This is a genomic window from Steroidobacteraceae bacterium (genome assembly GCA_041395505.1).
Lineage (GTDB): Bacteria > Pseudomonadota > Gammaproteobacteria > Steroidobacterales > Steroidobacteraceae > JAWLAG01.
Genome location: JAWLAG010000001.1, coordinates 1118273 through 1142337 on the forward strand (window position 1 = coordinate 1118273; position 24065 = coordinate 1142337).

Genomic DNA, 24065 nt, shown 5'->3' on the forward strand with positions numbered 1-24065 from the left:
GTAAATATGCCCTGGCGGAGTTCAAGCGCACAGGGCACATTCTTTTTCACCGACCAGGATTTCGAAGGAGTTCCGCATGGCGCTCGAGCGCACCCTGTCCATTGTCAAACCCGACGGCGTAGCCCGTAACCTGATCGGCCAGGTGTATTCGCGCTTCGAAAAGGCGGGACTGCGGATCGTTGCTGCGCGCATGATGCATCTGTCGCAGTCCGAGGCCGAAGGATTCTACGCCGTGCATCGCGAGCGACCATTCTTCGCGGATCTGGTGCGCTACATGACTTCCGGGCCGGTGGTGGTCCAGGTGCTCGAAGGCGAGAACGCCATTGCGCAGAATCGCGAAATCATGGGCGCGACCGATCCGAAGAAGGCATCGCCCGGCACCATACGTGCCGATCTGGCGCAGAGCATCGAGGCCAATACCGTGCATGGCTCGGATGCACCCGATACCGCGGCGCGAGAAATCGCTTATTTCTTCCGCGGCACGGAGTTGTGTCCGCGCGGCTGAGCGAACACTGCCCGCCGCTACGCAGCCATGTCAGCCGTCCCGCAAGTCGCCCAGCCTGCTGCGCCGGTCAACCTGCTTGGCCTCGATCGCAATGCGCTCGAGCAGTTCGTCGTGGCGCAAGGCAGTCGACCCTTTCGGGCGCGCCAATTGATGGCATGGATCTACCGCCGCGGCGAATCATCGCTTGCCAACATGACGGATCTCGCGAAGGGTTTTCGTGAGCAGATGGCCACGATGGCTGAAGTGCGCGCGCCCGAGGTGCTCACGCGCCAGCTCGCAGACGATGGCACGGTCAAGTGGCTGCTGCGCGCCGATGCAAGCCAGGCCTTCGAAATGGTCTATATCCCCGAGCCAGACCGCGGCACGCTTTGCATTTCATCGCAAGTCGGCTGCGCCCTCGATTGCAGCTTCTGTGCGACCGCACAGCAGGGTTTCAATCGCAACCTCGCTGCGGCGGAAATCGTCGGCCAGCTCTGGCTCGCCAATCGCGAACTCATCGCGCGCGATTGCGGACAACGGCCAGTGACCAACGTCGTCTTGATGGGGATGGGCGAGCCGCTCGCCAACTTCCGCAATGTCGTGACGGCGGTGCGCATCATGATGGATGATTTCGGATTCGACATCTCGCGGCGACGTGTCACCTTGTCCACTTCCGGTCTGGTGCCGCAGATCTACCGTCTCGCGAACGAGGTCAATTGCGCGCTGGCGGTCTCGCTGCACGCGCCGGATGATCAATTACGCGACCAGCTCGTGCCGATCAACCGCAAGCATCCAATCGACGAGCTGCTCGCGGCCTGCTGGCATTACCTGGATGAACAGAACGGCCGCAGTGTGACTTTCGAGTATGTCATGCTGGATGCCGTCAACGATTCGCCGGCCCAGGCCCGGGCGCTGGCGCGGCTCCTCGCGGGCCATCCGGCCAAGATCAACCTGATCCCTTTCAATAGCTTTGCCGGCACGCGCTATCGCCGCTCGAGCGATGCGGCGATTCGGCAATTCCAGCAGGTATTGCTCGATGCTGGCATAGTCGCAACCATCCGCCGCACGCGCGGCGCGGAAATCAGCGCGGCCTGCGGCCAATTGGCAGGGCAGGTGAGGGACCGGGTGCGTGCACGGCTCGGCGAGAAGCTACAAGGAGCGATCGGTCAATGACGCATTTTCGACGTGCCTGCCTGGTCATGGCCGTGCTGACGGTTGCGGCCTGTGCATCAGGTGGCGGCACACAGAGTCAAGCCAACAAGAGTCGCGAAAACGCCGCGCGCTACAACCTGCAGCTCGGCGTCACGTACTTGCAGCAAGGCAATCTCGCGCTGGCCAAGGACAAGCTCGATCGTTCCCTGAAGCAGAATCCACGCGACCCGAACCTCTATAGCGCGCGCGCCCTCCTGGCCGAACGTCTTGGCCACCTGCGCGATGCCGAAAAAGCGCATGCAAGCGCCATGCGGCTCGCGCCGAACGATCCGGAGATCAACAACAACTACGCGGTTTTTCTGTGCCGGACGCAGCGCGCCGACGAGGGCGTCAAGCGTTTCCTTGCCTCCGCACAGAACCGCCTGTACAGCACGCCATGGGTTGCCTATACGAACGCTGCCGTCTGCCTGCGGGACGCAAAGTCCACGTCACCGCAGATCGAGCAGTACCTGCGCCAGGCACTGCAATTGCGCCCCAATCATGCCGAAGCGGAGTTGCAGCTCGGTTCGTGGTTGCTTGCGCAGAACCGCAGCGCCGATGCGGCCAGCGAGGTGCAGCGTTTTCTGGGTTCGTTCCGGCCGACGCCCGAACTTTTGTACCTCGGCGTCGAAATCGCGCGTCGGCAGCAGGACAAGATCAGCGAGATCAAGTACTCGCGTCAGCTGCGCCTCGAATTTCCAGACTCCGCGCAGGCCCGCGCGCTTGCAACCAGTCCCGGCAAGGGCGGCTGACGGGTCGATCGGGTGGCTGAGTTCGACGCAGAACCCGCGATGACCGGCATTGGCGAGCGCCTGCGTGCAGCGCGCGAACGCCAGGGTTTCGATCGCGCCGCGGCCGCGGAACGTCTGCACGTCGATGAAGCGATACTCGAGTCACTCGAAATCGAGGCGTTTTCGAGTCTGGGCGGACTGGTTTACGTGCGGGGACATCTGCGTCACTACTGCGAGCTGCTGGGCGAGCCGGCCGATGAACTCGAGCAACTGTTGCCACGCGATCTGGGCGGCGGCTACTCCGCGGTCACCCACCAGATCAAGTTGCCCGCGCAGGCGCGTCCCGGTGCCGAGCGGCGCGGTGCCATTGGCTGGATGATTCTGGCGGCGATCGCCGCGGTTGCGGCGGGCTGGTACCTGTTTCGCATTTTGAAGTGATCGCATCATGACCTCACGTGTCCTGCAGCCGGTGCGCGGCATGAACGACCAGTTGCCCGCGGACCTGCCGCTATGGCACAGGCTCGAGGGCGAAGTGCGCGCGCTCCTGCACAGCTATGGCTACGACGAGATCCGCGTGCCCATAGTCGAGCAAACCCAGCTGTTCAGCCGTGCGATCGGCGAGTACACCGATGTCGTCGAAAAGGAGATGTACAGCTTCACCGACCAGGGCGGTGAACAGCTGACACTTCGCCCGGAGGCGACTGCGGGCGTCGTGCGCGCGGTGATCAGCAATGGCATGTTGCGCGGTGCGCGGCTCAAGCTCTGGTGCGCGGGGCCGATGTTCCGGCACGAGCGGCCGCAGAAGGGCCGTTACCGGCAATTTCATCAGGTCTCGGTCGAGGCCATTGGCTTCGCCGGACCAGATGTCGATGCCGAACTCATTTTGCTGGGAACGGCGCTGTGGCGCCGGCTGGGAATTGCGCCGGTCAGCCTGTCGATCAATTCGCTGGGTACCGCATCCGCGCGCGCCGCATACCGTGCCGTACTCCAGGATTACTTCCGCGGCTATTACGCAGAGCTCGATGATGACAGCCGGCGGCGCCTTGATGGCAACCCGCTGCGCATCCTCGACAGCAAGAACCCCGACCTGCAGAAGATCATCGCTGCCGCGCCGTCGCTGTCGGATCACCTCGATGGCGAGTCGGCCGAGCACTTCGGGACCCTGCAAGGGCTGCTCGGTGATGCCGGCGTTGCCTTCACTGTCAATCCGCGTCTGGTCCGCGGGCTCGACTATTACTCGCGAACGGTGTTCGAGTGGACAACCACGGCGCTCGGTGCTCAGGACGCCATTTGCTCGGGCGGCCGCTATGACGGTCTCATCCAGGTGCTGGGCGGCGAGCCGACCCCGGCAATTGGTTTTGCCATGGGACTCGAGCGCATCGTCTCGCTGATGCAGCACTGCGGTGCGGCCGCCCCCGTTCCGGCGCCCGATGTCTACGTCATTGCCGAGGGCGATCGAGCCTTGTCGCGGGCCATGCGCCTGGCGGAACACCTGCGCACCGAGCGGCCCGGTTGGCAGGTGCAGGTCAATCTCGGCGGCGGCAATTTCAAGGCGCAATTCCGCCGCGCCGCTAAAATGGGCGCCCGCGTAGCCCTGATTCTCGGCGATCGTGAACTCGAGCGCGACGTGGTGGGTCTGAAGGTGCTGGCGGGCGGCCAGCAGGGCGAGCAACTCGAACTGCGGCCGGCCGAGCTGCCTGGCGCAATCGACGCGCATCTGTGAATCGACAAAGTTAAAAGGGGACGACCTTGGACGAGTACATGAATGAGCAGGAACAATGGGAGAGCGTCAAACGCTGGTTGCGCGAGAACGCGACGTTTCTGCTCGTCGGCATCGTGCTGGGTCTCGGCGTGGTCTTCGGCTGGCGCTATTGGCAGGAGCACCAGGACCAGCAGGCGCTGAATGCAAGCAACGAGTACGGGCAGATCATCGACGCACTTGGCTCCGGTGACAACGCCAAGGCGCTCACCACGCTGACGGCACTCGAAAAAGCCTACCCGCAATCGCCCTACGTGGATCAGGGGCGACTGGTGCTGGCGCGGGCGCACATCGACAAGCGCGAATACGGACCGGCCAGCGAACTTCTGGCGCTGGTCGCCGAATCGAAAACCGATCCGGTGATGGCACTCGTCGCGCGTGTGCGTCTTGCCAAGACGCAAACGGCCGATGGCAAGGCGGACGCGGCGCTCACGACGCTGCAGGCCGTCGAGCCCGGCGCCTTCAAGGCGCAGTTCGACGAAGCGCGCGGCGATGCGCTTCTCGCCAAGGGCGATCGTGGCGGCGCGCTGGCCGCCTATCAGGCGGCGCGTTCGACCGGGCTCGCCGCTGCCATCGACACCGAAATACTCGATCTGAAAATCGCCGATCTCGCCACGGGTGCACCGGATGCACCGGCTACGCCGGCCGCGGATGCGGGCTGACACCATGCGCAACTCACTGCCGCTCGTAGCGCTGGCCCTGTTGCTGGCCGCCTGCTCGAAGGACAAGGACGTCACACCGCCCGCCGAACTGGTCGATTTCAAACCGCTCGTGCGCGTTGAGCGCGTGTACGAGGCACGCGTCAGCGGTGCCGAGCGCGAGCTGCGGCTCAATCTCGGTTTCGCGATCGTCGATGATCAGCTGTTCGTTGCCGGTTACGATGGCGATGTGCTCGCGCTCAATGCCGACACGGGCCGGCAATTGTGGCGCAGCAAGGTCGGTCACCGCATTACCGGTGCGACCGGCGCGAGTGCGCAGCTGGTCGTGGTCGGCAGCGCCGACGGCGAAATCGTCGCCCTGGCATCGGACACGGGCGCCGAAAAGTGGCGCACACGGCTCAATGGTGAGGTCATTGCCGCACCCGCGGTCGGTGCCCAGGCTGTTTTCGTGCGCACTGTCGCCGGCGACCTTTTTGCGCTCAATGTGGGTGACGGTTCGGAGCTGTGGCAGGCCTCGCAGCAAGTGCCGCGCCTGTCATTGCGCGGCGATGCCGCACCGGTGCTCGATGGCGACCTCGTCGTCGCCGCGTTCGACAATGGGCGCGTCGCGGCCTATGCCCGCGGTGATGGCGCACCGATCTGGGACACGACGGTCTCGCCGCCGCAGGGCCGCAGCGAACTCGAGCGACTGGTCGACATCGACACTGCGGTCGCCGTTGCGGGCGATGACGTATTTACCGTCGGATTCCAGGGTCGCGTCGCGATGCTGCAGCGGGACACGGGACAGATCTGGTGGTCGAAGGAAATGTCGAGCTACCGAGGCGTTGCGCTTGACGACAACAACGCCTATGTCGCGACGACGGACGGCGCCGTCGAGGCGCTATCCCGTCGCACCGGCGCATCGCAGTGGCGGCAGGAATCGCTGGCAAGGCGGCGCCTGTCGACACCGGCGGCTGGCGCGGGCTACGTCGTGGTTGGAGATTTCGAGGGTTATCTGCACTGGCTCGATCCGCAGACGGGCGAATTCCTGTCCCGCTACGGCCTTGGCTCGGAAGTGAGCGGGCGGCCGGTGTTCCGCGGCGATCTGCTGATCGTTCGCACCGAAAGCGGACGTCTGCTCGCCTTGCGCGCGCCCCGACCGCAAGCGCCCTGATCGCCTCACCAATGCCATGTTGCCTGTCATCGCGCTCGTCGGTCGCCCCAATGTCGGCAAGTCGACGCTGTTCAATCGGCTGACCGCCAGTCGCGCTGCCATAGTCGCTGATGAGCCCGGCGTCACGCGCGACCGGCAGTACGGTCGTTGCCGTATCGGCGATCTGCCGTGCATCGTCATCGACACCGGTGGGCTGACCGAGGCTGCCGGCACCGTCGAGACACAGATGCAGCGCCAGGCAGAGCGCGCAATCACCGAGGCCGACCGGATCATTTTCATTGTCGATGCGCGCGACGGCCTCACCACGGCCGATGAGAGCATCGCCGCCTCGCTGCGACGCGCCGGCAAGCCCGTGACCGTCGCGGTCAATAAATGCGAGGGGCGTGACGAGGCGATCGTTACCGCTGAATTCCATGCGCTGGGACTCGGCGAACCCGTCGCAATCGCCGCCGCACATGGCTCGGGCGTCGATGAGCTGCTGCAGGCGGCGCTCGCTGGCTGCGAATCCGCGTCCGCGCCGGAGGAGGAAGCGGATGGCATCATCCGTGTGGCCATCGTCGGTCGTCCCAATGTCGGCAAATCGACCCTGGTCAATCGGTTGGTTGGCGATGAACGCGTGATCGCAGCCGACGAGCCCGGTACGACCCGCGACAGCATCCATGTGCCATTCGAGCGCGACGGCCAGCGCTTCGAGTTGATCGATACGGCTGGCATGCGCCGCCGTGGCCGAATCGACGAGGGTGTCGAGCAATTCAGTGTCGCCCGAGCACTGCAGGCGATGGCATCGGCGCACGTTGTCATCGTCATGATCGATGCCCACGAGGTCGTCGCCGAGCAGGATGCGAGCATTCTGGGCATGGCGCTCGACGAGGGTCGTGCGCTGCTCATCGCCGTGAACAAATGGGACGGCATCGCGGCGGAGCAGCGCGACGAGATCCGCAACCAGCTGCAGCTGCGGCTCGATTTCGTCCCTTATGCGCCGGTGCATTTCATTTCAGCGCGTCACGGCACAGGTGTTGGCGAACTGGCGGAATCCGTGGTTCGCGCCTACCAATCCGCAATGCGCGCCATGCCGACGCCCGAGCTCACCCGCGTGCTCGAGGCGGCCATCGCGGCGCACCAGCCACCACTCGTGCGTGGTCGGCGCATCAAACTGCGCTATGCCCACCAGGGTGGCAGGAATCCGCCGCGCATCGTCGTGCACGGTGGCCAGACGCGCGCGGTCCCCGCAGCTTACCAGCGCTATCTGGCGAATCGCTTCCGTGAGCACTTCGACCTGTATGCCACGCCGGTGTTCATGGATTTTCGCAGCGACGAAAACCCCTATGCGGCCCGCGGAGGTCGCCGATCAGGGAAGCCATAGCGCCGGGTCGACCATCACGCCATTCAGCGCGACACCGAAATGCAGGTGCGCGCCGGTCACACGGCCGGTTGCGCCGACGAGACCGAGTTGCGCACCGCGCTCGAGTTTAGTGCCCGGCGTGACGTCGATGCGGCTCAGGTGGCAGTAGATCGTGACCAGCCCCTGGCCATGATCAACGATGACCGTATTGCCGTTGAAGAAATAATCGCCCGTGTTGCTCACCGTGCCATCCGCGGCGACGGCGATCGGCGTGCCGGCTGGTGCGGCGATATCCATACCACTATGGGGGCTGCGCGCCTGTCCGTTGAACATGCGCCGCAGCCCGAATGAACTCGATCGAGGGCCAGTGACCGGCGCTGCGAGCCGCAGCGTCGTCGGTGCGGTGGCGGTGAATTCGCCGAGCGCCGCGACGATCACCGCGCGCTCCCTGCTTGCGCGCGCTTCGTCATCGGCCGAGAGGTTCACCTGTCGCGCTGGCACCTTGAGCTTCTGCACGGCGTAGCTGTGGTCGGCGACGTCGAATTGCACCGTCCTCGCCGGCGCCCCGGCAGTTTCGACTTCGAGAGCCGCTTTGCCAACGGGCTGCGCGAGTGCAATGCCCACGAGGGCTTGCCAGTTCTCGGCGCCGCGCAACAGCATGACTTCATGGTCGTCGAATCGTGCGCTCGCCTGCGACGTGATGGGCACGCCCGTGTCGATGAGCGTGATACCGCCCGGCACGCTGCGCAATTGCGGCAATTGCGGCGCGGCGGCGACATCGGCGGCCAGCGTCACGTCGGCCGCATGACCGCAGAAAAGCAGTACTGCAATCAATCGGTATCCGTATGTCATGGTTTGGTCACTTTCGCATGCAATTCGCCCTTGGCAAGCCGCGCCTTGATGGTATCGCCGTCCGTCAGTTCGTCGGCGTTGCGCAGGATGCGGCCGTTGTCGCCCCGGGTCACGATGGCAAATCCTCGATCGAGGGTGGCAAGAGGGCTGACGGCCTGCAGCGTTGCGCTGGCTGCGCGCAGGCGCTGAGCGGCCGAATCGAGGCGCGTCCGTGCCGCGACGTCGAGGCGCCGCCCGAGTGCCGCAACGGTCATCGAGAGTTGCTGCACCCGGCGTTCCGGCGACAGCCGCAGCAGTGCCGACCGCGCTTCGCTCCATCGTGTGCGCCTGACCAGGATGACATGGCGCATGCTGTGCGCCATGCGCATTTCGAGTTCATCGAGGCGCTGGGCGAGGTATTGAAGCCGTTGGCCCGGGTGGGCCCTGCCAAGCTGCAAGGTCGCGGCATGCAAGCGGTGCCGTGCATCGCCGAGGGCGCGGCGCATGCCAATGATCAACCGGCCGAGCGTTCGCTGCAGCGCGGCAAGGTAGACCTCTGCATCCGGCACGACCTGCAGGGCCGCGGCCGACGGCGTTGCGGCGCGAAGGTCGGCGACGAAATCGGCGATGGTGACGTCGGTTTCATGGCCGACGGCACTCACCACCGGAATCTCAGACGCGGCGATGGCCCTCGCCAGGGTCTCGTCATTGAACGCCCACAGGTCCTCGAGCGAGCCACCGCCGCGCGCCAGAATGAGCACATCGCATTCTGCGCGTTGGTTGGCTGTGCGCAGCGCCTGCACGAGCCGCGGAGCCGCCGTCCTGCCCTGGACCTGCGCGGGATAGACGATGATCCGCACTGGCGGGAAGCGCTGTCTCAGTACCTTGATGATATCGCGTACGGCAGCGCCGCTCGGCGAGGTGATGATGCCGACCCGTTGCGGTATCGGCGGCAGCGGTCGTTTACGTTCGCTCGCGAACAGTCCTTCGGCAGCAAGTTTTCGCTTCAGTTCCTCGAATTCGCGGCGCAGCGCGCCTTCACCGGATTCCTCGAGTACGTCGACGATGAATTGGTAATCGCCGCGCGGCTCGTAAAGACCGACGCGGCCACGGGCGAGCACGGTCAGGCCATCACCCGGCGCAAAGCGTACGGCGCCGTTGCGATTGCGGAACATGGCGCAACGGACCTGGGCGTCCCGGTCCTTCAGTGTGAAATACCAATGGCCGGACGCAGGGCGGGCGAGGTTCGAAATCTCCCCCTCGACCCAGAGCACCGGCAGGCCGCCCTCCAGCAGCAGCCGGACCTCGCGGTTGAGCCGCCCGACGGTATAGATATCGCGTTCCCGGGCCGTGCCGGGCGGAGTGTCGGGGGATGACATCGAAACAGTTTACCCTTGCTGGCCGAGTGCGTAGAATGCGCCGTCCAATTCTCCTGGACATTCCCTGCCGCATGCGAATTCTCGAAGAAGCACTGACCTTCGACGACGTCCTGTTGGTTCCAGCCTACTCGGAGGTCCTGCCGCGCGAGGTCGACCTCTCCACGCAGGTAACCCGCCGCATCCGCCTCAACCTGCCGATCATGTCGGCGGCCATGGATACGGTCACAGAAGCGCGTCTCGCCATCGCCATCGCCCAGGAGGGTGGCATCGGCATCGTGCACAAGAGCATGTCCATTGCCGACCAGGCCGCCGAGGTTTCGACGGTCAAGAAATTCGAGAGCGGCGTCATCCAGAATCCCATCACGGTCAAGCCCGACCTCACCGTGCGCGAAGTGCTCTCGCTCACCCGCGCCCACGGCATCTCCGGCGTGCCGGTCGTGCAGGACGGCAAGGTCGTCGGCATCGTCACCCATCGCGACCTGCGTTTCGTCGAGAAGCTCGACGAACCCGTCTCGCGCATCATGACGCCGAAGGAGCGACTGGTGACGGTGCGCGAGAATGCGCCGCGCAACGAAGTACAGGCTTTGCTCCATAAGCACCGCATCGAGAAGGTCCTGGTCGTGGGCGATCGCGGCGAGCTGCGCGGGTTGATCACGGTCAAGGACATCCAGAAGGCGAGCGATCGCCCTAATGCCTGCAAGGATGCGAGCGGGCGACTGCGGGTCGGAGCGGCGGTCGGCACTTCGCCCGACACGATTGATCGGGTAGCGGCGCTCGTGGAAGCGGGCGTCGATATCGTAGTGGTCGACACATCGCATGGCCATTCGCTTGGCGTGCTGCGCACGGTCGAGGCCATCAAGAAACGATTTGCCGATGTCGATGTAGTGGGCGGCAACATCGTCACGGCGGATGCCGCGCTCGCGCTCGCGGATGCGGGGGCCGATGGCGTCAAGGTCGGCATCGGCCCGGGTTCGATCTGCACGACGCGGATCGTTGCCGGCGTCGGCGTGCCGCAGATTTCTGCGGTGGCCACCGTCGCGGAGACACTCGCCAGGCGCGGCCTGCCGCTCATCGCCGATGGCGGCATCCGTTATTCGGGCGACATCGCCAAGGCATTGGTCGCCGGCGCCCATGCCGTCATGATCGGTGGGTTGTTCGCCGGCACCGAGGAATCGCCCGGCGAAGTCGAGCTCTACCAGGGTGCCTCGTACAAGTCTTATCGCGGCATGGGATCGCTGGGTGCAATGGCTGAGCGGCACGGTTCGAGCGATCGCTACTTCCAGGATACGACCACCGAACTCGAGAAGCTGGTTCCTGAAGGTATCGAGGGCCGCGTGCCCTACAAAGGCAGCCTGGTTGCCATCCTGCATCAGCTGACGGGCGGTCTGCGCGCGGCGATGGGTTATACCGGCAGTTCCAGCATCGAGGAGATGCGCACCCGTCCGCAGTTCGTGCGCATCACCACGGCGGGTGTGCGCGAGAGCCACGTGCACGACGTGACCATTACCAAGGAAGCGCCGAACTATCGCGTCTCATGAGCCGCCCAGCGTCGCCCCACGCGAACATCCATGACGATCGCATACTGATACTGGACTTCGGCGCCCAGTACACGCAATTGATCGCGCGTCGGGTGCGCGAGCTCGGCGTCTACTGCGAGATTCATCCCTGGGACATGGACGATGCGGCCCTGCGCGCCTTCGCGCCGCGCGGCATCGTGCTCTCGGGTGGTCCCGAGTCCGTGACCGCGACCGAACCGCCGCGCGCGCCTCAGGCGGCGTTCGATGTCGGCGTGCCGCTCCTTGGCATCTGCTACGGCATGCAGACCATGGCGCAGCAGCTGGGCGGGCGCGTGCAGGGCTCGGATCATCGCGAGTTCGGTTATGCCGAGGTGACGGTAGTCGGCAGCGATCGCCTGCTGACCGGCCTTTCCGACCGGCGCGACACCGACGGCCGTGCGGTGCTCGACGTCTGGATGAGCCACGGCGATCGGGTTGAGACGCTGCCCGACGGATTCACGGTTACGGGTTCATCGCGTAATGCGCCCATCGCCGCCATGGCCGATGAACGTCGCCGCTACTATGGCGTGCAGTTCCACCCGGAAGTCACGCACACCTTGCAGGGCCGCGGCATCCTCGAGCATTTCGTGCGCGAGATCGCGGGCTGCCGCGCGCTGTGGACGGCAGGCAGCATCATCGATGATGCCATCGCGCGGGTGTGCGATGTCGTCGGGAAGGGTCGCGTGCTGCTCGGACTCTCGGGCGGTGTCGATTCTTCGGTGGTGGCCGCGCTATTGCATCGTGCCATCGGCGCGCAACTCACCTGCGTGTTCGTTGACCATGGCCTGCTGCGCCACAGGGAAGGCGACCAGGTGATGGCGGTGTTCGCCGAGCACCTCGGCGTGCGGGTCATCCGCGTCAACGCGGCGGAGCGCTTCATGTCGGCGCTCGCAGGCGTCACCGACCCGGAGCACAAGCGCAAGATTATCGGTGGGCTCTTCGTCGAGGTCTTCGAGGAGGAGGCAGGCAAGCTCGAGGGCATCGACTTCCTCGCGCAGGGGACGATCTACCCGGACGTCATCGAATCGGCGGGCGCGAAGACCGGCAAGGCGCATGTGATCAAATCGCACCACAATGTGGCGGGGTTGCCGGCGCACATGCGCATGAAGCTGGTGGAGCCGTTGCGGGAGCTTTTCAAGGACGAGGTGCGACGCATCGGGCTCGAGCTCGGTTTGCCTGCCGCGATGATCAACCGGCATCCGTTCCCGGGACCGGGCCTTGGGGTGCGCATCCTGGGTGAAGTGCGTGCCGATTACGCCGATGTGTTGCGCCTCGCTGATCACATCTTCATTGAGGAGCTGCGCGCGCACGACCTGTACGACAAGACCAGTCAGGCCTTCGCGGTATTCCTCCCCGTGAAGTCGGTGGGTGTCACCGGCGACGGCCGGCGCTATGAGCACGTCATCGCACTGCGCGCGGTCGAGACCATCGACTTCATGACTGCGCGCTGGGCGCATCTGCCCTATGATTTCCTCGACCACGTCTCGCGGCGTATCGTCAACGAGATCGCCGGCATCTCGCGCGTGGTCTATGACATCTCCGGGAAGCCGCCGGCGACGATCGAGTGGGAGTGATTAGGTGCCTTTCGCGGTCTATCCGTGACCCACGAAATGCGAACCTAAGTTACTGAATAATAATAGATAACCTTTCTGGACCTATCGCCATCTATCGGCGCCAAGCGGGACACTCTGACGGTAAAACTGGGTTCTGGTGCATTGGCGTCCGAGCCCTAGAATCCGCGTCCCAATCGGAGGACGGACCGGATGGCCAGACGTATCGCGCGCGACCCGATCTACAGCGGCCGTCGCTTTTCCGCCGAAACCATCGAGACGTGCGTGCGCTGGTACATCACGTATCGCCTGAGCTATCGGGATCTGGTCGCGATGATGGCGGAGCAGGGGATCGTTCTGTCCCACACGACCATCATGCGCTGGGTGCTGCGATACGTCCCCGAGTACGAGCGGCGCTGGTCTCGGTTCGCGCGATCGCCGGGGTCGTCCTGGCGCATGGACGAAACGGCAGTGTCGGTCCGAGGAGGGCGTCACTACCTGTATCGCGCCGTGGATCGATCTGGGAAGTCGGTCGCGTCGCTGCTCTGCAATGATCGAACCATGGAGGCCGCGCAGGCATTTTTCCGTGCGGCCGTCAGCCAGGAAGGCGTGCCTTGGCCCGCGAAGATCAACGTCGATGGCAACAGCGCGACGCACCGTGGCCTGCGGTTGCTGGGCGATGAGGACCGTCGATGGCAGGGCGTGGAAGTACGGGCGCGGCGCTATCTGAACAACGTGGTCGAGCAGGATCATCGCGCCATCAAGCAGCGGTGTGCGCCGATGCTCGGCTTGAAGGGTTTCCACTCGGCGGCGATCACGCTCGCCGGAATTGAACTCGCCCATCGCATACGCAAGCGGCAGTACACGTTGCCGACGGGCACGAAAAGGTGGCCGGGTTCCTTGAAGGCGTCGTGGGAGGTGGCGCTCAACGATTCCGGTTCGCCAGTGCCTCGCGGCGTCGACCAAACTACGCCAATGCACCAGAACTCAGCAGAGCGTCCCAAGCCGCCGCGCGAGCGAGGCCACGTCGAGGGATCGGTACGGTATCCGCGGAAGATCTTCTTCGGCGGAGGCCTGTATCTGCTGGTCAGGCCTGAGGGCGGGCGGTACTGGCACTACCAATACCGGTACGGCAGCAAGCGAAAGACGCTCTCGCTCGGGACCTCACCTGATGTCCCGACTGCGCTGGCCCAGGCGCGCCACCGCGCCGCGCGGAGTCTGCTCGCGGCCGGCATCGATCCGTCGCTGCGGCGGCGCGAAGTGCGGCAGGTGGCCGGTGAAGGTCTCCCCGAGGCCGCAGAATTTCCGGGGATCTGGCGTCAGATTGGAGGCCGATCGGCGTCGCATGTGATCAATTCCGCGAGTACGGGCTTACGCCTTACTGGTCAGACTTGACGCCCGTTCACACCAGCGGATCATCGACACCTTCACAGCATCGTTTATGACCAGGCACGAGAACAGGGCATAGGTGAAAATCCCGAGCGTCTGCCACCAAGGCAATGGCATGAGCCCCGGAAGACCCACACGTGTCAGGAGCGTGCCTACGAACGTATCCGCCACGAGGGCGGCAACCAGAGTTCTGCTGGGCATCGTCGACCAGAATGCGCTGCGTTCGCGGGCGGACACAACGGAGAACACGGCAAAGTAGAGCAGCAGCAGGAAGCTAAATGTGTAGAGGGCATTATTGTCCGTTGCTAAACCGAAACGCGACCAACCCATCCACAACAACGCAAGCGTCTCTCCGACCATTGCGAGCCCCAGCACCACAGACACCGTGACGAAACCGCCGATATTCCATGTTTCAGGCTTCCTCGACGGCCGAACACGATCGGTGGCCAGGGCTATCTTCGCGAAGTCCGTCATGAAGACGAGAAGCAGCATCGCAAAAGCGGATACGATGAACTTTCCGGTTACCATGAACGCTACGGCGACAAAGGCGGCCTTCAGGATGGTCCGGCTAATCTTGTTGATGATCCAGGTCAGGATGCGCTGGTAGATAGTCCGCCCCTGCTCGACCAGCGCTACGATGTTCGTCAATCCTGGTCCCGTCAGGACAACGCTCGCCGCACCTTTCGCCACGTCGGTGGCCGTGCTGACCGCAATGCCCACCTCGGCCTGGCGGAGCGCGGGCGCATCGTTGACCCCATCGCCCGTCATGCCGGTGACGTGTCCGGCCGCCTGCAGGTGTTGCACCACAATGTATTTGTCTTCTGGATAAACCTCGGCGAATCCATCGGCGCCGGCCAAAAGATCGACCGACTCGTTGCCACTCTGAGTGGCCGTGGCCTTCAGATCCGCCACGCGCCTAATGGTTGACAACCCGACGCCTTGTCCAATCTCAGCCGCCACGGCGAGTGAGTCGCCGGTCAGCATCTTTACTGGAACGCCCAAATTCCGGAGTTCAGCGATCAGCTGTCTGGCATCAGCCCGGGGCGGATCATAAAGAGACACCAATCCGACCAAGACTGGTGCACCTGTCTCGGGGCCGCGTGCCACCGCCAGCGTTCGATAGCCCTTTGCGGCCGCGGCAATGACACGCTCTTCGAGTGACACAATTGCCGGATGATCGAGTCCGCAGGCACCGGCAATCGTGCGTAAGGCTCCTTTCATCACCCGTAGCCGCAGTCCGTTCTGCTCAACCACGGCTTCAGTTCGTCGAGTTGTTGCATCGAACGGCGTGAAGGAGATGGGTTCTATCTTGGAAACGTTCTCAAATACATGCCGCACTTTGGCCGCGGTTAAAAATGCGAGATCGATGGGGTCCTGATTGGCTTCCCGAGACGCGAGCGCGCCCGCAAACAGCACGTCGGCTTCCGTCGAATCCCCCAGCGGAATCACGCCGGTGACGGCAAGCTGGTTCATGGTAATAGTGCCCGTCTTGTCCACGCAGAGCACGTCCATCGTTGCGGCGTCCTCGGCGGCGCTCAGACGGGTGACCAACACGCCGCGCTTGGCCAGTTCTTTCGAGCCGACGGCCATGCTGACCGTGAACATGACGGGTAGAGCCACCGGCACCGCACTCATGAGCAAAACCAGCATGAGGGGGATCATTTCGATGAGTGGTACGCCGCGCATCAGCGATAGCACGATGACTACGCCAAGCAGCGTGCCGACGATGACGAACAGCCAACGGACAACCTTCGCCACCACGGCCTCGATGTGCAGCTTTGGGCGCGCCTCCTGTACGAGTTCTGTCGTACGGCCAAAGTAGGTCTTCGCGCCGGTAAGCATGACCGCGCCGTTGCCCTCTCCATGGCGCACGATTGAACCGGACGAAAGCACATCGCCAGATGCCTTTCCCACATCCTTCGATTCTCCAGTGAGCGCCGATTGGTCCACCGTCAACGATCCGCTGAGAAGTTTCAGGTCTGCCGGGATGATGTCGCCGGCGCGTACGCGCACGATATCTCCGGGGACCAGTTCCCTGGCGGGACGGACCTGCCAATTCGACTCGCGCAGGACACGCGCATTGACCTGCAACTGTCGGCGCAGCGCTTCAACGACGCCGGCGGCTCGATGCTCCTGCATAAAACTCAGTACGGCATTGATCACCAGCAAAGCGCTCACCACAATGAGGTCCGAGAGCTTTCGGAGCACTGCGGAAAGAGCCATGATCAGCTCTAGCATCCATGCCGACGTTCCCCAGAACTTCTGCAGAAACGTGCGGACCGGGTGTCCCTTTTGTTTCGCTACCTCGTTGTAGCCATGTGCCTTCCGGCGGCGCATCACCTCAACGTGCGTGAGTCCGGTATCAGGGTTTACTCGCAGAGCCGTGAGCGTGTCGGGAATCGACGCGGCGGTAAGGTCGAGCGGCCTGACATCTAGTAGAGGCGAGGGATCGACTACGGCGTTATTTGACGTCGTTTTCAAAGTGCCTCATACGATAACTCGCCAGGTCGTGGAGTTGAAACGGCGTTGGCGTGTCCCCATGTCGTAGTGAACAGCAACTTTTGGCGTGGGGAGTCCTCGGGTAGCCCCTGTCGTTACGCATGGGTCTTCGCATGCTTCTGATGGTCACTGGCGCCTTGCTGGCGTTCTCGTGAATGCCAGCATCAGGGCGGGCAGCAGCAGCAGCACGAGCGGTACAGCTGCAACCAGCCCAAAGATGATCGCTGTCGCCAGCGGCTGTTGAAGCCCGGCACCTCGGCTGATGCCCAGTGCCAGCGGGCTCAGGGTCAGGATGGCGATGAGCGCTGACATCAGGATCGGGCGAAGACGCTTCTCGCCCGCTTCCGCCAGCGCCGCGGCACTGACGGGTACTGCGGTGTCGAGCTCTGAAAAGTAGAACACGATCAGTTCGGTCGCCATGCCCACCACCATGGTGAGTCCCATGAGCGCCGAGATGTCGAGTTCGATGCCGGACAGCCACAGCCCTCCGAATACCGTCGCAGTGCTGAGCAGCACCGTCACCACGGCGGCCAGGGTCCACGCGATGTTCTCGAACAACACCGTCAGCAGCAGCGCCGCGAGCAACAGCGCGGCTGCGAATACCATGGTCATGTCGGCGAAGCTCTTGCGTTGCTGCGCGAAGAGCCCGCCGTAGTCGACACGGATCGAGGGCGGCAGGCGCAAGCCTGCGACGGTGCTGCGCACCTCGCTCATGGCAGAGCCCAGATCACGATTCTCGAGACGAGCCGTGACGTCGATGAACGGGGCCAGATCCTCGCGCGTCAACTGCTTTTGTCCTGCGATGATCGATACTTCGGCAAGCTGGCCAACCCGAACCCCGTGACCATCCGGGGCAGAGATGACGAGGTTCTCGACCTCTGCGGCGCGCGCGCGGATATTCTCCGGTCCGCGGACCCGCACGCCGATCAACTGCGCGCCGACCCTGACGCTCGTGGCAGGGCTGCCGCCGACCAGCGTCTCGATCTGGCTGGCAACGGTGGCCGGATCCAGGCCGTGCTGCTGGGCAACACCCGGACGGATGCGCACGGCGATCGCATCTCCGGCAACCCGCAGTCCGTCGACCACCTCGACCACGCCAGTGATCCTGGCGAGCGCCCCCGCGATTCGTTTGGCCGCCGATTCGATGGCGGCAGGGTCATCACCGAAGACCTTGATCTCGATCGGCTGCGGTACGGCGGTGAGATCCCCGATGAGGTCCTCCATGAGTTGCAGCGCTTCAATCTGCAGACCTGGGACGCCCGCCTCGATCCTGCCGCGTATCTCGCCCATGACCGCTTCTATGGGGCGGCGTGAGCCGCTCCTCAGGCGAATGAAGTAGTCTCCCTCGTCGGCCTCGGTCAGTCCGCCGCCCAGCTGCACGCCGGTGCGACGCGAATAACTGGCCACTTCCGGAGTCTCCTGGATGATCGATTCAACCTGACGCAGCAGGTTGTCGGTGTCGCCGAGGGCCGCGCCGGCCTGCGCCTTGTAGTCGAGGATGAACCCGCCCTCGTCCATTCTGGGCATGAACCCGGAAGGGACGGCATACCAGGCGAGTGCGCCCGACAGTGCCAGCACCGCGACGCTCATGGCTGCAAATCGCTGAGAATGCCCGAGCGCGCGGGTAATGGCCCGATGGTAGAGAGCGACCAGGTGCCCCAGCCAGCCCGACGCGCCTTCGGCCGCTTCGGCATCCGAAGGCCTGAGCCAGTGCGCGCAGATCAGCGGAATGAGAAATCGCGCATACAGCAGCGAGATCGTGAGAGCGGCCACCATGGTGACCGCGAGCGCCTTGAAGAAGCCGCCGCTCACCCCCGATATGAAGGCGAGGGGAATAAACACCACGATCGTCGCCCCGGTTGAGCCGAACAGGGGTTTCGCCATCTGCGCCGCTGCGTCAAGGATCTGCGGCTTGTCGCGCGCAGAGCCTTCCTGCATCCGGCGCATGACGTGTTCGAGCATGACCACGGCATCGTCGACCACTAGGCCCACGGCCGCCGCCATGCCGCCGAGGGTCATCATGTCGAAGTGCATGCCCATCGCGAACAGGATCAGGCAGGCGCCGGCAAGTACCGCAGGAAGAACCGCGGCGGTGATCAGCATCAGCCGCACCGAACGCAGGAACAGGAACAGTACGAGTCCGGCGAGCACGGCTCCGAGGAGAATCGCATCGCGCACTGCGTTTGCGGCGCCCACGACGAGTTCGGACTGATCGTAGTAGGGCGTCACATCGATGCTGGGTGGCAATCCGAGGCGCTTCAGCCGTGCAGTGACATCGCGGGCGACCTGGACGGTATCGCCGCCCAACGCTTGCCGGACATTGACGAGCACCGCGCGCCGGCCGTTGCTGTTGACGAGGGTGAAATCGGGACGGACATCGGGTCGGACGGTGCCAATGTCGCCGACGGTCACGATACCCGCGCCCCCGGAGGCACCCGATTTGACGGGTGTCGCTGCGATGTCAGCGATCGTGGCAAGGCGGTTTTCGACGAGCACCAAGTAGAGCCGGTGACGATCCTGGATGCGCCCTGCGCCGCGGACGATGTTGGCCTTGCCCAAGGCGTTCACCACATCGTCGGGAGACAGACCCAATGCGGCCAGACGCGACGGATCCAGATTGACGGAGAACTCGCGTGGAGAACCGCCAAGCACATCGACTCCCGCGACGCCAGGCACCGAGGTCAGCGCCGGGCGGATCTTCAGCTCGGCGATCTGGCGCAGGGCCTGCTGGTCGAGCGAGGCGGAGGTGAGGGCAAAGCCGACCACCGGAAACAGAGTCGGGTCCGACCGGCGCACCTCGAATGCCGTTCCCTGCGGGAGCGATGGCAGAACGGTGGCGAGTGCGCCCTGTGTGGCCAGCGTTGCCGAGGCCATGTCGCGTCCCCAGTCGAAGTTCAGCGCGACTTCGGCCGATCCGCGGCTGGTCGTAGACCTCAGGCGGACGACACCCGGCACCGAGCGCAGAGCTATCTCCACAGGGCGCGTGATCTCGGCTTCCATCTGCGCCGCGTCGCGATCGCCGGCATCGATGGCGACCACGACGCGGGGGTAGTCGATGTGCGGAAAAAGGCTGACGGGTAGATGCAGCGCACCCGCGATACCTCCGAGTGTCAGCAGCAGCGCCGCAAGCCACAGGCTCCTGGCATGGTTCGCTAGCCGCAGGTTCACCGCGTACGAACCTTCATGCCGTCTTCGACACCGGTGGCGCCGTCGATGATCACGGGATCGCCGCTGACGACACCCTCCAGGATTGCCGCGCGCGACGCGTCGCTCGCGCTTACTGTGACGTCCTTGCGCCGGGCAACACCGTCCTTGACCACAAAGACGAACGGCTGTCCGCCATCGTCGAGCAGCGCGGCGTAGGGAACGGTGACGGTGGCGCGGCTCGTATGTGTCACGACCCGCGCGGACAGCGGCAGTCCCGCGGCCAGTCCCTGCTGCGCGGGGATGGTCGCTACCACCGAGGCGAGGCGTGTCTGGGCGTCGGCCACAGGGCTGACGCTGGTGATCCGCGCTTCAACAGGCGGCGCGCCATCACCCGCAGAGATTTCCATCGGAGTGCCGGCGCTGAGGCGCCTTGCCAACGCTGGATCGATTCCGAAACGCGCCTTCATCGTTCCCGTGCGCGCGAGCGTGGCAACGACCGCGCCCGGTGCAGCGAGTTCACCGACACCGGTCCCCGTGGAATCGACATGTCCCGCTTGGGGCGCGCGCAGCACCAGCGTGTCCGCGCGCGCGGTGAGTGAGGCCAGCAGGGACGAAGCAGCCGTCGCGCGGGAACGGGCGGCCTCGACATCCGCATCGCTGGCGAGTCCGTCCGAGCGCAGGCGCTCCGCCCGTGCCAGTGCGGCGCTCGCCACCACCGAGTCGGCCGAGGCCGCCTGGAGCTGAGCCTGACTCGCGGGACTGGCGCGCAATCGTGCGATGACCTGCCCGGGAACGACGGCGGTGCCTGCCGGCGCCTCGATGGCGACGACGATCGCCTCGATTGGCGCAACGAGACGGATTTGGCTGTCGCTCCGCTCGATCTCGCCATAGAGCGACACCGTCTGGGCGACATCTCCGGTTGAGGCCGGTGCCACCTTGACGAGGGCCACCGGAATAACAGGTTGACCGTCGTCTTCTGCTCTTCCGGAGCAAGCCGCCAGGAGGATCACGACAGGTACGATCGATAAAGTACGCTTCATTTCCAGCCTTCCTGCAGTGCGCCGCTCAGCAGTTCAAGCGCGATGGTCTGTTCGCGGATGGCTTGCGAGGCCTGCGCGATCACGAGTTCACGATCGCGCAACTGCTGCGCCGCTGTCATCGCCGCGGCGTCTGACAAGTCGCCGCGGCGGCTGGCGTCCGTGCTGGCTCTGGCCTGCCGCTGCAGGGACGGCAGGCCCGCCTCTGCGTCTGTCAACTGGCGCCGAGCCAGCGCGAGTCCGTGCCAGGCTGCGATGATCTCGGCACGGGTGTTGAACAGGCGCGCATCGTACTCAGATTTCAGCGCCTCGCGCGTTGCGCGCTCCACCGCAATGCCGCCGCGATTGCGATTCCAGAGCGGCAGGGTGAAGTCGATGGCGGGACCCAGCAGGAAGTTTCCAGCCGAATCACGGTTGCCCGTGACGGTCAGGTTCAGCGAGGGGAACTGGTCCAGGACCGCCTTGCGGACCGCAGACTCCTGCGCTGCGTAGCCGGCGCGCAGGGCGGCAAGATCGGTGCGAGCGTCCTGCGCCATCACGAGAAGTCGGTCGGCGGGTGGCGGTTCACGCGGGGGATCCGCTGTCGCCAATGCGAGCGCGGTGTCCGGAGGCAGGCCCAGCAACCGTGTGAGTTCCTGCCGCGCAACCAGCAGGTCGCGCTCGGCGCTGCGCAGTCGCTCAGCAGCATCAAAGGCGGCGATCCGCGCCGTTTCGGCGTCGGCGGCCGGCAGGTCGCCGCGTGTGGTGGCCTGGGTCGAACGCGCAAGCTGTGACCGTGCCGCGGCATCGGTCTCTTGCGACAGGGCGACGATTCGCGTGAGGCTCGAGACTCGAACGGCCTGGATGCGGGCCTGGCCCGCGGTCAGCCAATCTGCCCACGCGAGGTCGAGTCGCACCTGTCGGGCCTGGGCAATCGCCTGGCTGCGCGTCACTGCACGCTTGCGCAGCGCATTGACATCAAGCCCCACACCACCTGCGATATTGAGCAACGTATCCGGCCCGCTCAGCACCTTGTCTACGCCGATGTTGAAGGTCGGGTCGGGAAGCAGTCCGGCAGCGAATGCCTGGGCATCGGCGACCCCGGCACGCGCGCGAAGGGCCAGCAGGTCTGGGTTGCGCACAACCGCCAGAGCAGCAATGGCCTGGGGGGAAAGCGGCGCGGCGAAATCTACGCTGACCGGTTGCAGCCATGGTCGATCGAGGGTCGCGGCACGCGCTTGCAGCACGCTGGCAACCGGCACAGCCAGAACTTCGGGAGAGTCCGAGAGGGGCAGGGGTGCGTAAGATGCGCAGCCGCCGATTCCGAGGGCGAGCGCAGCCGTCAGCGCCAACCTCATGCTTCCGCCGCACGCGGAATGACGAGAGTCGCAATCAAGCCGGGCATGGCATCAGCCAGCGAAAGAATCCCGCCGTGGGCCTGCGCAATCGCGGAGACGAGGCTCAACCCAAGCCCATGCCCAGGCGTACTGCGCGAAGCTTCCAGCCGTACGAAGCGTTGCTTTGCCCGCTCGCGATCAGTCGCGGGAATGCCAGGCCCGCTGTCACGTACCTCGACGGCAACGGCGCGGCGTATCGCGCGTGCCGATAGCGTTATGTGCGATCCTGGCGGCGTGTGGCGTTGAGCATTCTCGACGAGGTTGATGATGGCTTGGGCCAGCAGTTCCCGGTCACCCGTGATTCGCAGGTCGCTGGCCACTGCCACATCGAAGCTGTGCCCGCTGTCCTCGACCAGTGGTCTGAGCGTCTCGCCAAGATCAGTCAGCAGCGCCGACAGATCCAGGGGGGCGAACGCCTTGCGCAGGCTTCCTTCCTCGACTTCGGAAATGCGAAGGATCGCATTGAAGAGCGCCAGGAGGTCGTCGGCCTTGCCCAGAGCGCGCTCCGCCAAATCACTGCGCGCTTCGTCATCGCGTTCATGCTGCAAGGTCTCCAGTTGATTGCGCAGCGTTGCAAGCGGCGTGCGCAGATCGTGGGCCAGGTCGGCGCTAACCTGCCGCAGATTGGCCACCAGCCCTGCGATCCGTTCGAGCATGGCATTGAGCGCGGCCGCGACCCGGTCGAATTCGTCGTCGGCCAATCCCACCATCGCGCGCTGCTGGAGATTGCCGGACGAGATGACCGCAGCTGTGCCCTCGATGGTTGCCAGCCGGCCTCGCAAATAGCGCGCCAGCAGCAGTGAGCCGACCAAGCCGAGTGCCAGCAGGGCGACCAGTGCCAGCGTGAACATGCGGATGATCGTGCGGTCGATCGCCTCCAGCGATTCGAGGTCGGCCGCGACCACCAGGCGAAAGCCGTTTGGCAAGGCGGTGACCCTGGCACGCGCCGGATCTGCGCCTTCGATCGGGTCGACGAAGACGATTCGCTGCCAGCCGGGCGGCGGCATGGTCGTATCGATGTTGCCAGCGATGCGTCGCCCGTCCGGCGAAAACAGGGCCATGCCCAGTGCAACGGGTCCGGGCTTCTGCTGCTGCGCGATCGCATCGCGAAGCCCACTGATGCCATCATCCCGATACTCGGCCGCAAGCGCCGTCGTGGCCTGATCGATGCTGGCGTCGAGCTGCTGCGCGAAGGCTGCGTGCGTGGCAAGAAAGACGGCGATGCCCAACGCGGCGATGGCTGCCGCATAGACCATGAATCCCAGCAGCGCGATCCGCCAGGCGGCACTGCGCGGCCAAACTCTCATGGGGTCCGGATCCTGTAGCCGACGCCACGCACGGTCTCGATGGCATCTTCTGCAAAGCCGTCGTTGAGTTTGGCGCGCAATCGGCTCATGTGGGTTTCGACGATCTTGGTCTGGGGGTCGAAATGGAAATCCCAGACACGCTCCAGCAACATGGTGCGCGTCACGAACTCTCCCGCATGACGAAGCAATTCCTCGAGCAACCGGAATTCGCGGGGTTGAAGTGCGACGGCGCGGCCATTGCGTCGAACCTCGCGTCGCAGCAGATCCATTTCGATGGCGCCCACATGCAGGCGGGTCGTAACCTCAGCGGGTGCGCTGCGGCGTCCCAGGGCCTGAACCCGCGCGGCCAGTTCGCTGAAAGCGAAGGGCTTGACCAGGTAGTCATCGGCGCCTGCCTCCAGGCCGCCGACCCGCTCTTCGATCCGACCCAGTGCAGTCAGCATCAGAACCGGCACCTGGACTCCGCCGGATCGCGAGCGTCGAAGCACGCTCAAGCCGTCAAGGCGCGGCAGCATCCGGTCGAGAATGATGACGTCGATTTGCTCGCTCAGTGCGAGATGCAAGGCATCCAGGCCATCGTCCGCGACGATCACGTTGTGCCCCAGTTCACGCAGGCCGCGCTCGACGAAATGACGAGTATCGGCATCGTCTTCTGCGAGAAGGATGCGCAGCACG

19 protein-coding genes are annotated in these 24065 nt (G+C 64.7%); 11 read left to right on the forward strand and 8 right to left on the reverse strand.

Translation table 11 applies throughout. The annotated features are described in order from the left end of the window. The first annotated feature begins 76 nt into the window (after window positions 1–76). Genes ndk through der form a run of 8 tightly spaced genes read left to right on the forward strand, consistent with a single transcriptional unit; the run spans window position 77 to window position 7340 of the window. Window positions 77–505, forward strand: a complete 429-nt coding sequence (ndk, locus tag R3E77_05150; protein ID MEZ5498804.1) for a nucleoside-diphosphate kinase — start codon at window positions 77–79, stop codon at window positions 503–505. Between the two features lie 27 nt (window positions 506–532). Continuing rightward, window positions 533–1657 carry a 23S rRNA (adenine(2503)-C(2))-methyltransferase RlmN gene (rlmN, locus tag R3E77_05155; GenBank protein MEZ5498805.1) on the forward strand — a complete coding sequence of 375 codons (1125 nt, stop codon included), beginning with the start codon at window positions 533–535 and terminating at the stop codon, window positions 1655–1657. Continuing rightward, window positions 1654–2427, forward strand: coding sequence for a type IV pilus biogenesis/stability protein PilW (gene pilW / locus R3E77_05160; protein ID MEZ5498806.1), 774 nt, complete (start codon window positions 1654–1656; stop codon window positions 2425–2427). The genes rlmN and pilW overlap by 4 nt, the downstream gene beginning before the upstream one ends. A 12-nt stretch (window positions 2428–2439) precedes the next feature. Then, a complete protein-coding gene (locus tag R3E77_05165; GenBank protein ID MEZ5498807.1) occupies window positions 2440–2844 on the forward strand; it encodes a helix-turn-helix transcriptional regulator in 405 nt (134 codons plus the stop codon). A gap of 7 nt (window positions 2845–2851) precedes the next feature. After that, complete coding sequence (gene hisS, locus R3E77_05170; GenBank protein MEZ5498808.1) at window positions 2852–4129, forward strand: histidine--tRNA ligase; 1278 nt, start codon at window positions 2852–2854, stop codon at window positions 4127–4129. Between the two features lie 38 nt (window positions 4130–4167). Continuing rightward, window positions 4168–4827 (forward strand): tetratricopeptide repeat protein, encoded by a 660-nt coding sequence (locus tag R3E77_05175; GenBank protein ID MEZ5498809.1) that lies wholly within the window; start codon window positions 4168–4170, stop codon window positions 4825–4827. A 4-nt stretch (window positions 4828–4831) separates the two neighbouring features. After that, window positions 4832–5977, forward strand: coding sequence for an outer membrane protein assembly factor BamB (bamB, locus tag R3E77_05180; protein ID MEZ5498810.1), 1146 nt, complete (start codon window positions 4832–4834; stop codon window positions 5975–5977). Between the two features lie 16 nt (window positions 5978–5993). After that, window positions 5994–7340 carry a ribosome biogenesis GTPase Der gene (gene der, locus R3E77_05185; protein MEZ5498811.1) on the forward strand — a complete coding sequence of 449 codons (1347 nt, stop codon included), beginning with the start codon at window positions 5994–5996 and terminating at the stop codon, window positions 7338–7340. On the opposite strand, the gene R3E77_05190 is transcribed toward der, so the two are convergent. Both R3E77_05190 and xseA read right to left on the reverse strand, forming a co-directional pair. After that, window positions 7326–8171 (reverse strand): peptidoglycan DD-metalloendopeptidase family protein, encoded by an 846-nt coding sequence (locus tag R3E77_05190; GenBank protein MEZ5498812.1) that lies wholly within the window; start codon window positions 8169–8171, stop codon window positions 7326–7328. The genes der and R3E77_05190 overlap by 15 nt on opposite strands. Then, window positions 8168–9529: an exodeoxyribonuclease VII large subunit gene (xseA, locus tag R3E77_05195; GenBank protein MEZ5498813.1), complete on the reverse strand. Its 1362-nt coding sequence runs from the start codon at window positions 9527–9529 to the stop codon at window positions 8168–8170. The genes R3E77_05190 and xseA overlap by 4 nt, the downstream gene beginning before the upstream one ends. 71 nt (window positions 9530–9600) lie before the next feature. Here xseA and guaB point away from each other — a divergent pair, with 71 nt between their 5' ends. From guaB to R3E77_05210, 3 genes are all read left to right on the forward strand, one after another. Continuing rightward, on the forward strand, window positions 9601–11067 hold the full coding sequence (gene guaB / locus R3E77_05200; protein MEZ5498814.1) for an IMP dehydrogenase: 1467 nt from the start codon (window positions 9601–9603) through the stop codon (window positions 11065–11067). After that, window positions 11064–12659, forward strand: coding sequence for a glutamine-hydrolyzing GMP synthase (gene guaA / locus R3E77_05205; GenBank protein ID MEZ5498815.1), 1596 nt, complete (start codon window positions 11064–11066; stop codon window positions 12657–12659). The genes guaB and guaA overlap by 4 nt, the downstream gene beginning before the upstream one ends. Before the next feature lie 189 nt (window positions 12660–12848). After that, entirely contained in the window at window positions 12849–14030 is a 1182-nt protein-coding gene (locus R3E77_05210; GenBank protein MEZ5498816.1) for an IS6 family transposase, read from the forward strand. Here R3E77_05210 and R3E77_05215 read toward each other — a convergent pair. From R3E77_05215 to R3E77_05240, 6 genes are all read right to left on the reverse strand, one after another. Continuing rightward, complete coding sequence (locus tag R3E77_05215) at window positions 14007–16505, reverse strand: plasma-membrane proton-efflux P-type ATPase (GenBank protein ID MEZ5498817.1); 2499 nt, start codon at window positions 16503–16505, stop codon at window positions 14007–14009. The genes R3E77_05210 and R3E77_05215 overlap by 24 nt on opposite strands. Before the next feature lie 144 nt (window positions 16506–16649). Beyond that, window positions 16650–19691 (reverse strand): efflux RND transporter permease subunit, encoded by a 3042-nt coding sequence (locus R3E77_05220; GenBank protein ID MEZ5498818.1) that lies wholly within the window; start codon window positions 19689–19691, stop codon window positions 16650–16652. Continuing rightward, complete coding sequence (locus R3E77_05225) at window positions 19688–20710, reverse strand: efflux RND transporter periplasmic adaptor subunit (protein MEZ5498819.1); 1023 nt, start codon at window positions 20708–20710, stop codon at window positions 19688–19690. Before R3E77_05225 ends, R3E77_05220 begins: the two co-directional genes overlap by 4 nt. Further along, a complete protein-coding gene (locus R3E77_05230; protein ID MEZ5498820.1) occupies window positions 20707–22044 on the reverse strand; it encodes a TolC family protein in 1338 nt (445 codons plus the stop codon). The genes R3E77_05225 and R3E77_05230 overlap by 4 nt, the downstream gene beginning before the upstream one ends. Next, window positions 22041–23390, reverse strand: coding sequence for a HAMP domain-containing sensor histidine kinase (locus R3E77_05235; GenBank protein MEZ5498821.1), 1350 nt, complete (start codon window positions 23388–23390; stop codon window positions 22041–22043). The genes R3E77_05230 and R3E77_05235 overlap by 4 nt, the downstream gene beginning before the upstream one ends. Continuing rightward, window positions 23387–24064, reverse strand: a complete 678-nt coding sequence (locus tag R3E77_05240; GenBank protein ID MEZ5498822.1) for a response regulator transcription factor — start codon at window positions 24062–24064, stop codon at window positions 23387–23389. The genes R3E77_05235 and R3E77_05240 overlap by 4 nt, the downstream gene beginning before the upstream one ends. Window position 24065: the final 1 nt, after the last annotated feature.

What these genes read in the sequence shown, in the direction of transcription:
- ndk (MEZ5498804.1), top strand. Translation starts at nt 77, where the DNA reads ATGGCGCTCGAGCGCACCCTGTCCATTGTCAAACCCGACGGCGTAGCC.
- rlmN (MEZ5498805.1), top strand. Translation starts at nt 533, where the DNA reads ATGTCAGCCGTCCCGCAAGTCGCCCAGCCTGCTGCGCCGGTCAACCTG.
- pilW (MEZ5498806.1), top strand. Translation starts at nt 1,654, where the DNA reads ATGACGCATTTTCGACGTGCCTGCCTGGTCATGGCCGTGCTGACGGTT.
- hisS (MEZ5498808.1), top strand. Translation starts at nt 2,852, where the DNA reads ATGACCTCACGTGTCCTGCAGCCGGTGCGCGGCATGAACGACCAGTTG.
- R3E77_05175 (MEZ5498809.1), top strand. Translation starts at nt 4,168, where the DNA reads ATGAATGAGCAGGAACAATGGGAGAGCGTCAAACGCTGGTTGCGCGAG.
- bamB (MEZ5498810.1), top strand. Translation starts at nt 4,832, where the DNA reads ATGCGCAACTCACTGCCGCTCGTAGCGCTGGCCCTGTTGCTGGCCGCC.
- der (MEZ5498811.1), top strand. Translation starts at nt 5,994, where the DNA reads ATGTTGCCTGTCATCGCGCTCGTCGGTCGCCCCAATGTCGGCAAGTCG.
- R3E77_05190 (MEZ5498812.1), bottom strand. Translation starts at nt 8,171, where the DNA reads ATGACATACGGATACCGATTGATTGCAGTACTGCTTTTCTGCGGTCAT.
- xseA (MEZ5498813.1), bottom strand. Translation starts at nt 9,529, where the DNA reads ATGTCATCCCCCGACACTCCGCCCGGCACGGCCCGGGAACGCGATATC.
- guaB (MEZ5498814.1), top strand. Translation starts at nt 9,601, where the DNA reads ATGCGAATTCTCGAAGAAGCACTGACCTTCGACGACGTCCTGTTGGTT.
- guaA (MEZ5498815.1), top strand. Translation starts at nt 11,064, where the DNA reads ATGAGCCGCCCAGCGTCGCCCCACGCGAACATCCATGACGATCGCATA.
- R3E77_05210 (MEZ5498816.1), top strand. Translation starts at nt 12,849, where the DNA reads ATGGCCAGACGTATCGCGCGCGACCCGATCTACAGCGGCCGTCGCTTT.
- R3E77_05225 (MEZ5498819.1), bottom strand. Translation starts at nt 20,710, where the DNA reads ATGAAGCGTACTTTATCGATCGTACCTGTCGTGATCCTCCTGGCGGCT.
- R3E77_05230 (MEZ5498820.1), bottom strand. Translation starts at nt 22,044, where the DNA reads ATGAGGTTGGCGCTGACGGCTGCGCTCGCCCTCGGAATCGGCGGCTGC.
- R3E77_05235 (MEZ5498821.1), bottom strand. Translation starts at nt 23,390, where the DNA reads ATGAGAGTTTGGCCGCGCAGTGCCGCCTGGCGGATCGCGCTGCTGGGA.